The 9,670-nt window shown below is 65.7% G+C and carries 6 protein-coding genes; 3 read left to right on the top strand and 3 right to left on the bottom strand.

Annotated elements, in window-relative coordinates:
- Positions 1–316: 316 nt before the first annotated feature.
- The 3 genes from KHO41_RS18750 to KHO41_RS18740 all read left to right on the top strand — a co-directional run bounded on the left by KHO41_RS18750 (position 317) and on the right by KHO41_RS18740 (position 3,581).
- Entirely contained in the window at positions 317–493 is a 177-nt protein-coding gene (locus tag KHO41_RS18750) for a hypothetical protein (protein WP_211954779.1), read from the top strand.
- Between the two features lie 262 nt (positions 494–755).
- Entirely contained in the window at positions 756–2,252 is a 1,497-nt protein-coding gene (locus tag KHO41_RS18745; RefSeq protein WP_211954778.1) for an amidase, read from the top strand.
- Between the two features lie 27 nt (positions 2,253–2,279).
- Positions 2,280–3,581 carry an MFS transporter gene (locus tag KHO41_RS18740; protein ID WP_211954777.1) on the top strand — a complete coding sequence of 434 codons (1,302 nt, stop codon included), beginning with the start codon at positions 2,280–2,282 and terminating at the stop codon, positions 3,579–3,581.
- 272 nt (positions 3,582–3,853) lie between these two features.
- On the opposite strand, the gene KHO41_RS18735 is transcribed toward KHO41_RS18740, so the two are convergent.
- The 3 genes from KHO41_RS18735 to pta form a co-directional block, all read right to left on the bottom strand.
- Positions 3,854–7,561: an autotransporter outer membrane beta-barrel domain-containing protein gene (locus KHO41_RS18735; protein WP_211954776.1), complete on the bottom strand. Its 3,708-nt coding sequence runs from the start codon at positions 7,559–7,561 to the stop codon at positions 3,854–3,856.
- Positions 7,562–7,746: 185 nt separating this feature from the next.
- A complete protein-coding gene (locus tag KHO41_RS18730; protein ID WP_211954775.1) occupies positions 7,747–8,517 on the bottom strand; it encodes a sulfite exporter TauE/SafE family protein in 771 nt (256 codons plus the stop codon).
- On the bottom strand, positions 8,514–9,551 hold the full coding sequence (gene pta, locus KHO41_RS18725) for a phosphate acetyltransferase (protein WP_211954774.1): 1,038 nt from the start codon (positions 9,549–9,551) through the stop codon (positions 8,514–8,516). Before pta ends, KHO41_RS18730 begins: the two co-directional genes overlap by 4 nt.
- Positions 9,552–9,670: the final 119 nt, after the last annotated feature.

The following is a 9,670-nucleotide window of genomic DNA, read 5'->3' as shown; positions in this document are numbered from 1 at the left end:
CCGGACAGCCGGAAAATCGGTCACGTTCGCCCGGAATCGTCGGTCACGATGAACCGGAATGCTCGGTCACGTTCGTCCGGAATCGTCGGTCACGATGGGCCGGAATACCCACTCGGACAAAAGTGACTCGCCGGCTACGCCGGCGAAACAGCAGCGCATGCCAAGCCCGATAACCCAGCTATATTGAAAGCAGCGTCGGTTCCCATCGCCCAACCCGCCATTGCACGCCCTGCAACAGTGCATTGCGCCCCACTTCATGGCGCACTGCACCAATTATATGTATACTGTAGTCAATCTGATTCAATTGGGATTTACCATGAAGTCGCCCGAGCAACGCTATCTCTCGCAACCCGTCGGCCAGCAGCTGCTGCGCTACTACGCGGCGCGGGACGCAGTCCGGCATGCGACCCCCCTGGTGCCGCTGCGCCTGCGGGATATCGGCCGGTTCTTCCTGGCGTTGAGCGGCCATGCGCCGCGCCGCCACCACTGCTGAGCCGACCGTCCGGTCAGCACCATTGGCTGCTACGCTGCTGCGTTGCAGCTAACCCCTCTGGCAGGCGTTCTGCCTGCCATACCCATCCCCGTATCACTTCTTTTCTCTGACGGCACTACGCGTCCAGCGTCCTGATCCGCCCAGAATCATCTTGCCGTTCGTGAAAAACTGAATATAGTATACCGAAACACATCGCAGTCCCTCCCGTAGTCTCTCCCAACGCCCCACCGTGCACTGCCACGGATGAAAACAAGGAGTCGACGTGAACCTGCCTGACCGGAGCACAACCGGGCTTGCGCCGTTGTGGAAGATGGCGCAATGGCTGGCCGCTGGCGAGGTATCGGCGGTGGAACTGGTGCAGGTTTGCGAGGCTGCCTGGCACGAGTGGCATGGGATCATCAATGCACTCGTGGTGTCTGACTTCGACGCCGCCCGCGCCGCGGCGCAGGAAAGCGATCGGCGGCGCAGCGCGGGACAGGCGCGCGGGCTCCTCGACGGTGTGCCATTCTCCATCAAGGAATCGTTCGACGTGGCCGGCTGGCCGACTACTTGCGGCAACCCGGCCCTGCGCGGCCACGTGGCCCGGCGCGATGCCATGGTGGTGCAGCGACTGCGCAATGCCGGCGCCATCCTGCTCGGCAAGACCAACGTCCCGCTCGGCCTGCGCGACTGGCAGAGCTACAACGAGATCTACGGCACTACCCGCAATCCGCATGACCCGTCGCGTACGCCAGGCGGCTCGTCCGGCGGCAGTGCGGCAGCCGTGTGCGCGGGATTGTCGGCGTTCGACATCGGGTCGGACATCGGCTCCTCGCTGCGCAACCCGGCCCACTACTGCGGCATCTTTTCGCTCAAGCCTAGCCATGGACTGGTGCCGCTGGCGGGCCACGGCACTGGACCGGCGCGCTTCGGCGAACAGGACATCAACGTGGCCGGTCCTCTGGCCCGCAGCGCGCGCGATCTTGAACCCGTCTTGCGTGCCATCGCCGGCCCGCACGGCGACCAGGAGATGGCATACCGCCTCGAACTGCCCGCTTGCCCGCATCGGCGGCTCGCCGATTTCCGCGTTGCCGTGCTGCCGAGCCATCCGCAGGCCGAAGCCGACAGCGCAGTCGCCACGCAGATCGAGCAGCTTGGCCATTGGCTCGCGCAGCAGGGCGCGCGCGTGGCATGGCACGCGCGGCCGGATTTCGAGGCCGCCGAGCTGTGGCATGCCTACGTCACCTTGCTGCGCGCGACCACCTCGCTGCACATGGACGACGCGGCCTATGCCGACGCGCTTCACCGTGCGGCAAATGCCGCGGCGGGCGATGCCTCCTATTCCACTCTGCAATACACCGGTGCAACGCTGAGCCATCGCGACTGGCTGCGCCTGCAGGCTGCGCGCGAACGTTTCGCGGCCGCGTGGCGCCACTTCTTTGCCGACCATGACGTGCTGCTGTGTCCTGCCGCGACGACAACCGCTTTCAAGCTGAATGAAGCGGGCGAGCCATGGACGCGCATGCTCGACGTCAATGGCCAGGCGCAGCCGATGACCACGCAGCTGTTCTGGGCCGGCCATTCCGGGCTGTGCGGCCTGCCTTCGGCCGTCGCGCCGATCGGGCCGGCGTCGAACGGCCTGCCCGTCGGCGTGCAGATCGTTGCCGGCCGCTACCAGGATCTCACCGCACTGCGTTTCGCCACACTGCTCGAAGACGCAGGCCACGCTTTCCGGCCACCGCCGCGGCCGTCCACGCTGCCGGCGAACCTCCACCACTAAGACCCCCACACAACATAGGGAGGGATCATGTTTGACTGGTTCCGCGATTTGTCGCGCATGGAGCGCAAGGGTTTCTATGGCGCTTTCCTCGGGCATGCGGTCGATGTGTTCGACTTCATGATCTATTCCTTCCTCATCTCCACGTTGCTGGGGCAGTGGGGCATGAGCAAGTCGACTGCGGGCGCTATCGTCACGTGGACGCTGGTGTCGTCGCTGGTCGGCGCGATCGGGGCCGGCATCCTGGCCGACCGCTACGGCCGCGTGCGGGTGCTGCGCTGGACCATTGTCGTGTTCGCGATCGCCTGCTTCCTGTGCGGGCTGGCGCAGTCGCCGGAGCAGCTCATGCTGTTCCGCATGATCCAGGGCCTGGGCTTCGGCGGCGAATCGTCGCTGTGCATGGTGCTGGTGACGGAGATGATCCGCAACCCCGCGCATCGCGGCAAATACTCGGGCTTCACCGCGAGCAGCTACTCGTTCGGCTGGGGCGCGGCGGCCATCGTCTACGCGCTCACGTTCAGCGTGATGCCCGCGGAAACGGCGTGGCGCGTCTGCTTCTTCCTCGGCATCCTGCCCGCGCTGGTGGTGATCTACCTGCGCCGCAATCTGGAGGAACCGGAGGTATTCCTGAAGAGCCGCGCGGCTGGTCGACAGGGAACGGCACTGGCCGGGCTGGGCCGGCTGTTCCGTGGCCCGCTGCTGTCCAAGACGCTGCTGTGCAGTCTGCTCTCGGGCGGCATGCTCGGGGCGTACTATGCGATCGCCACGTGGCTGCCGACCTTTCTCAAGACCGAGCGTGGCCTGTCGGTGTTCGGCACGAGTTCCTACCTGGCAGTGACGATCATCGGGTCACTGATCGGCTATGTGGCAGGCGCCTATGCGACGGATCGCTGGGGTCGGAGGCTGACCTATATCGTGTTCGCGGCGGGGGCCTTCGTGGCCGCGCTGGTCTACATGGTGATCCCGGTGTCGAACACGTCGATGCTGTTCCTCGGCTTCCCGCTGGGGATCCTGATGCAGGGCGTGTTCTCGGGCATCGGCGCGACGATTTCTGAATCGTTTCCCAACGATATCCGTGCGACGGGATACGGCGTGTCGTACAACGCCGGGCGCGTGATCGGCTCGCTGTTCCCGCTGTCTGTGGGATGGCTGAGTTCGGGACACACGTCCTTGCCGATCGCGATCGCGATTGTTGCGGGGGTGGGCTACGTGATGGTCGTGATGGCCGCGCTGCTGCTGCCCGAGACGACCGGGATGGATCTCGGACAGGTCGGCGGAGGAGAGGAGCAAGGCCCGGCGCCGCTGGCGCAACCTGCGGGAACCGTTGCCTGAAGCTGGTCGTCTGAGGGGCCCGGAAGGCCGCAGCCGTAGGCGTCTTGCGGGCCTCAGTGCATCGTGGTGCCAGCGGCTGCCATCGGCCTTGTGGACGGTGCGCACCGGCTTTCGCTCAGCGCCACGCGCAGGCGTTCCGCAACCACAGCGGCCTCTTGCAGGGCACGCCCCAGAATTGTTGTTTATGTCCTGATGTGCAACAAGTGAATTCGTCAGAACGTTATTGCGGATAGTGTGAGTCGGGAACAGCCCCCTCGATCCTCGATGCATCGCTACCACGTGTACTTCACCCCGACCCGTGCGGCGTACTGGTGGTAGCTTTGCGCGCCCCAGGCGCCGGCGACATTCGCCCAGCCGGTCCAGCGCTTGCCGAGATCGGCATTCAGGCCCAGCTTCAGCTCATACCGGTTCGACGGATAGAGGCTGCCCAGCGGAAGCTGATTGAACGAGACATTGCTGTCCGTGTTGGTGTGCCACCAGTTCAAGGTCACGTAGGGCTGCAGCTTGCGACGGTCCTCGCGAATGAAGGTGCGATGCACGCGCACGCCGAGCCTGGTGATCAAGCCGTTCGAGTCCGCTCCGCTCACGTGCGTGCCATTGGGCTCGGTGATGTCGTCCTCGCTGTAGCTGACGTAGATGAGTTGGGCTTGCGGTTCGATCACCCAGTCGTAGCGCGTCGGCATCGCATAGCCGACTTCGCCCGATATTGCCCATCCCTGTGCGTGATAGCTCACCGTGGGAAGCTGGTCGCCTTCTACCTTGTTGTTGAACCAGCCGTACTGGAACCACGTATCGACATAGGTGCCGAGCTTGTGCTCGTCGTTCTGGTACCACGTGCCGTAGGCGCCCAGGCTGAAGCCTTCCACTGTGCCGTGGGCACGGGCGGGGTTGGCGGCGGCCTCGGCATCGCTGCGAGCGTAGCCGTAGCCAGCCATCAGCCCCACATGCACGCGGTCTTCCTCGTGCGCCACCTTCCATTTGGCGAGTTCCAGGCCGCCGTGGAGCAGGAACGAATCGGTATCGACCTTGAAATTGCCATCCTTGCTGTGGCTGCCTTCCCATTTCCCGACCATGCGCAGCCAGCCGCTGCGCGGCTTGTCTTCTTCATGGTCGAAGCCCTGGTCTTCGACGTACTGCGGCTCGCCCAGGCGGTCGTGCAGGCTGTGCACGAACATCTGGCCGGCCAGGCGCTGGTTGGCCAGGTACGCGGCGACTTCGGGGCGATAGAGCGGGTCTGGTGGCGTTGGCGGGGCAGGAGGGGGTGTTTTCTCCGAGCGCAGGTACCACGCATCGGCATTGGTGCCATCCACGCTGCTGCGGAACAGGCGATATTCGTAGGGGCCGGCCACCGCGCGGCCGTCGAGCCGGAAAGCATCGGACTGCGTTGTGCCGCCGTTGGCGGTGTTGACCACCAGGATGCCATTGGCGGTCGTCAACGCGCCCGCACCCCCGGCATTGGTGATGCGCAGGCCGGTCTGGCCGCCTGCCGTGCCACCGTCGATCACTACCGTGTCGGACGGTGAGTTGTCCCCCGCCAGCACCGTGTTGAGGCCGATCACGCCACCGTTGGCGCCGGTATAGCGCGTGACGGTCAGCGTCTTGAACGCGCCCGCTACCGGCGCGGAGAAGAGTATCTGGCTCGCATCGTTGGTGAGATTGGTAAGGTTCGAGTTGCCGGTCATGTTCCACACCGTGCCATCGCGTACGGTGACCGTGGAGGTGCTGCCGGACAGCGTGGTGGCCGCACCGGTCAGCGTGGACGCGGACACGTCAAGGGTGGCGCCACCGGCGGTCGCCAGTGGCGTTTTGATGGCGCCGACGCCTGGCGACAGCGCCAGCGGGGCGAGCAACGGGACCACGTCATCGGGCGGAAGCGGTTGAGGCCGCGAGATGGGGTCTTCCGCGGCGGGCAACGTGGGGAAATCGGCGATCGTGCCTACACGCAGCCATTCGCTGCTGCCGGAAACGGTGGAGCCCGACAGACTGATGGTGCCGTTGCCGCCCACTGCAATGGTCGGGCCGCTGGTATTGCGCAGCGTGGATGAGGTGAAGCCCGCGCTGGACGGGCTGATGTCTCCGGCGACGTAGATCGCCGCCGCATTGGCACCGTTCGCCGTCACGACAGCATTCGTGCCGGTGATGATGCCGCCGTCCTGCGCGATCCCGCCATGCGCATTGATGCCGCCAGCGGTGACGGTGGCGCCGTTGAGCGTCACAAGGCTTTGCTCGCCGAGCGCCAGCATGCCGTGCGCGGCCGCGCCTGCCGTCACGACGCTGCTTTGTGTCGCGTCAATCTTGCCTTTCAGGACTGCACGCAGACCGACTGCACCGTCGCCATGCGTGGTGACCGTGCTGTTGTCGTTCAGCGTGACGGTCGCGGGAATATCGAGGCTCGTCCGAGCCTGTGCCTGGACACCATGTGCAAACTGGCCGGAAGTCTCGACGCGGCTCGCACTCGCGATCACCGTCGCGGCGCCGGGCTTGGTCGGATCGACGCCCGCATAAATGCCCAGTGCGCGCAGGCTGTCGGTCGTGACCGTGGTGCGGTTCAGCGTGATGGTGCCGCCATCGTCCGCGGCCACGCCCAGTGCGCGCTCGCCGTGCGTGCGTACGATGACATCGTTGGCAACCAGTTGTGCGCCCGGATTGACCGCCGCGAGCGCATTGGGCGTCTGTCCGCGGTCGAGCGTGCCGAAAGTATCGACGGTGCCGCCGTTGAGGGTGATGAGCGATCCCGTGTTTGCGTAGACGCCTGCCGCGTTGGCGCTGCCGCTACTGACGATCGCCGTGTTCAGCGTCGTGATCGTGGCGATGCCGACGGTCGAGCCGGCCGATATGGTCGGCACCTGGCCCGAGCCGGACAAGGTACCGCCATTGACCGTAATGCCGCCGCCTTCCCCGCTCGTGACCGCATAGCTCTGCGAGGAGACATTGGTGTTGACCAGGCCAATCGTGGCGTTGCCCCTGGCCCAGACGCCGCGTGCAGTGCCCGCCTGCACGGTGCTGTTTGTCAGGGTGGCCGTAGCACCCGCATCGGCCAGTACACCGATTGCACGGACATCTGTCCTGATGGTGGCATCGGACACCGTGGCCGCCGAGCCCGCATCCTTCACGTACAGGCCATAGGCCTCGGCCCCGGCCCCGCCATTGAGCGATGTGCCACCGCGAATGTTCAGTTGCCCGCCTGAAAATGCCCCGGCGGCCGCCACGGGGCCGCTGGCGGCGTTACCCGTTCCCGTGGCGGTCAGCGAGCCTCCGGTCACGGTGACGGTGCCACCAAGCTCCGCGCGCGCCGCCTGCGAGAAGTTGGACAGGGCGGTAACGTTGACGCCTGTCGCGAACACATTGCTGTTTGCGCCGCTTGCCACAAGGCCGTGGTTGAAGTTCCGGCCGCTGCCGGCACTGCCGATGTTGATCGCGGTATTCGTGAGCGTCACGGTGCCGCCATCGACGGCGCGCGCTGCGGTCAGGTTGACCCCGGCCGCCGGGGTCATGGTGATGGTGGTGCCGTTCGCGCCGATTGCGCTGTTTGCGCCGCTTGCGAGCAAGCCCGTTTGTCCGTTGGCCGTCGCAGCCGTGTTCGACGTGGTCGTTACCTGGCCTCCTGTGAGCTGGATGCTGGCCCCTGCCTGCGCACTGGCCCCACCGGCGTTAGCGACGCCGAGGTTCAGCGTCAATGCCTCTCCGCTGACGTTGGCAGCCGATCCCGTGCCGGTCACGGCGACAGGGTTTGCCGCCGTGGTGGCGATCACGGTCGATGTGGGGACCGTGCAGGTATTGGTGGCGGAAACCTGGCCGGTGCCGACGGTGGCGCATGGCGTCTGTCCTTCTGCTTCCGGCGCCAGTCCGGCGAACATGCCGCCGACGAGCAGGCACACCATATGGCGCGAGCCCGCAAGATGGCACAAGGTACGGACTGACTGCGGGATGGGACGCAGCACCGGATGATGCCGCAACTTCATGTTGCTTTTCTTTTGCATGGCCGTCCCTGTCCTGCCCTGGGGGGAGGCAGCATGTGATGGACAACCCAAGCATTATTGGTCGCTTGCGGCGCTTCTTGTGATGAATTGTTTGAACACTTGACTTAAGCGGGCTCTCGCCTCGAGACAGGGGATCGCGGCGGCGATCCGCTTTCACCCGAATGGGTCGGCTGGGCGGACTGCGCTCAGCCGAGCTGGCTGACGAGTGCCGGCACCATCAGGCTCGCGCCAATGCCCATCAGCACCCCGAACGCGATACGCCGCGTAGTGGTCGCAGAGAACGGCGGCGGAAAGCGCCGTCCCAGCACCGTGGCCAGCACCACCACAGGCACGGCAATGGCGGCCTGCAGGCAAATCTGCGCATCGAGCTGGCCTTGCCAGGCCGAGAAGAGGGTGCGCACGCTGGAGGTCACGGTAAAGACCAGGATCAGCGCGCAGCGGATCTCCACCGGCTTCATGGGCTGGCGGTAGAACTGGAAAATCAGCGGCGGGCCGGACACGCCGAACATACCGCTCAGCAGGCCGCCGAAGATGCCGCTCACGAGAAAGCTGCCATCGCCGGAGCGTCGCGGCAGCGGCTCGGGGCGCAGCGCCGCGCTCAGGCCGCCATACAGGATCACTGCGCCAAGCAGCAACTGCAGCAGCGTGGCCGCGGTGCTGCTGAGGTAGTCGAGCAGCAGCACGCCGGCCACCACCGACGGCAGGATGCCGATGGCCGCGGCGAATACCGCGCGCCAGTCGATATGCTGCATCTTGCCCGGCAGTGCGAACGCACTGTTGGCCAGCGTCACCAGGCTCACCACGGCGGCCACCGTGGCCACCGGCGCGAGGCCAAGCCCGCTCGTCGCGCCCATCACGATCATGCCGAGGCCGAAGCCCGTCACCGTCTGAAAATACGTTCCCGCGCCAAGCAGGGCCTGCAGGCCCAGCACGGGTATCAACAATTCCAGCTTCATGCTGCCGCCTGCTCTCCGGATGATGGTTGCTGTGCCGTGGCGGCTTGTGCCTGCACGACGGTGACAGCGATGACATGGAACACATCCTCTGCGCTGCAACCGCGCGAGAGGTCGTTGGCGGGCTTCCTGAGCCCCTGCAGCATCGGGCCGATGGCCTTGGCGCCGCCAAGCCGCTCGGCGAGCTTGTAGCCGATGTTGCCGGCTTCGAGGTTCGGGAAGACCAGCACGTTGGCATGGCCGCCCACTTGAGAATGAGGGATCTTGCGCTCGGCAATCTCGGCGACGATGGCGGCGTCGAGCTGCACATCGCCATCGATGGCGAGGCCCGGACGCTGCGCACGCACGCGTTCGGTAGCCGCTACCACCTTGTCGACGGCCGCATGCTTCGCGCTGCCGCAGGTCGAGAACGACAGCATCGCCACACGCGGATCTTCATTGAGCAGCGAACGTGCGCTGTCTGACGCGGCTATGGCGATCTCCGATAGCTCCTCGGCGTCGGGGTCCACCACAAGCCCGCAATCGGAGAAGATCAGCCCGCCCTTGAGCGCGTGGAATGGCTCGCACAGCATCATCAGGAAAAAGCTCGAAACCAGCCGGAAGCCGGGCGCCAGACCGATCAGCTGGATCGCGTTGCGCACCACGTCCGCGGTAGTGTGAACCGCACCGGCTACTGAACCGTCGGCATGGCCTTGTCGCACCATCAGGTTGGCGAAGCACAGCGGATCGAGCACCGCTTGCCGCGCCTGATCGAGCGTCATGCCCTTCTTCTGGCGCATGGCGTAGAGGGCCTGCGCGAAGGAGGGCGTCAGTGCCGAGGTAGCCGGGTCGACAATGGTCATGCGAGTGAGATCGATGCCCTGGTTTGCCGCTGCATCGTTGATACGCGCCGCGTTGCCCACCAGGATGACCTGCGCGATGCCCTCGCGCGCGGCGCGATCGGCTGCCTGCAGGATGCGCGCGTCCTCGCCCTCGCACAGGACGATGCGACGTGGCGCGGCGCGCGCGCGATCGATGATGCGGAGGATGGGCTTCATGGTGGGAGGCTCGGTAAGACTGAAAAAAGGGCCAGCGATCAGCGCTATGCCCTTGGTGTTATCGCCCTCTCCCGCAAGCGGGAGAGGGCGCACCCGATCGCGAACGAAAGGGCGCAGCT

This window comes from Cupriavidus numazuensis (assembly GCF_905397435.1).
Taxonomy (GTDB): domain Bacteria; phylum Pseudomonadota; class Gammaproteobacteria; order Burkholderiales; family Burkholderiaceae; genus Cupriavidus; species Cupriavidus numazuensis.
Note: the sequence above shows the minus strand (reverse complement) of the source record. Positions and strands in the feature narration are given on the sequence as shown.

What these genes read in the sequence shown, in the direction of transcription:
- KHO41_RS18735 (WP_211954776.1), bottom strand. Translation starts at nt 7,561, where the DNA reads ATGCAAAAGAAAAGCAACATGAAGTTGCGGCATCATCCGGTGCTGCGT.
- KHO41_RS18750 (WP_211954779.1), top strand. Translation starts at nt 317, where the DNA reads ATGAAGTCGCCCGAGCAACGCTATCTCTCGCAACCCGTCGGCCAGCAG.
- pta (WP_211954774.1), bottom strand. Translation starts at nt 9,551, where the DNA reads ATGAAGCCCATCCTCCGCATCATCGATCGCGCGCGCGCCGCGCCACGT.
- KHO41_RS18730 (WP_211954775.1), bottom strand. Translation starts at nt 8,517, where the DNA reads ATGAAGCTGGAATTGTTGATACCCGTGCTGGGCCTGCAGGCCCTGCTT.
- KHO41_RS18740 (WP_211954777.1), top strand. Translation starts at nt 2,280, where the DNA reads ATGTTTGACTGGTTCCGCGATTTGTCGCGCATGGAGCGCAAGGGTTTC.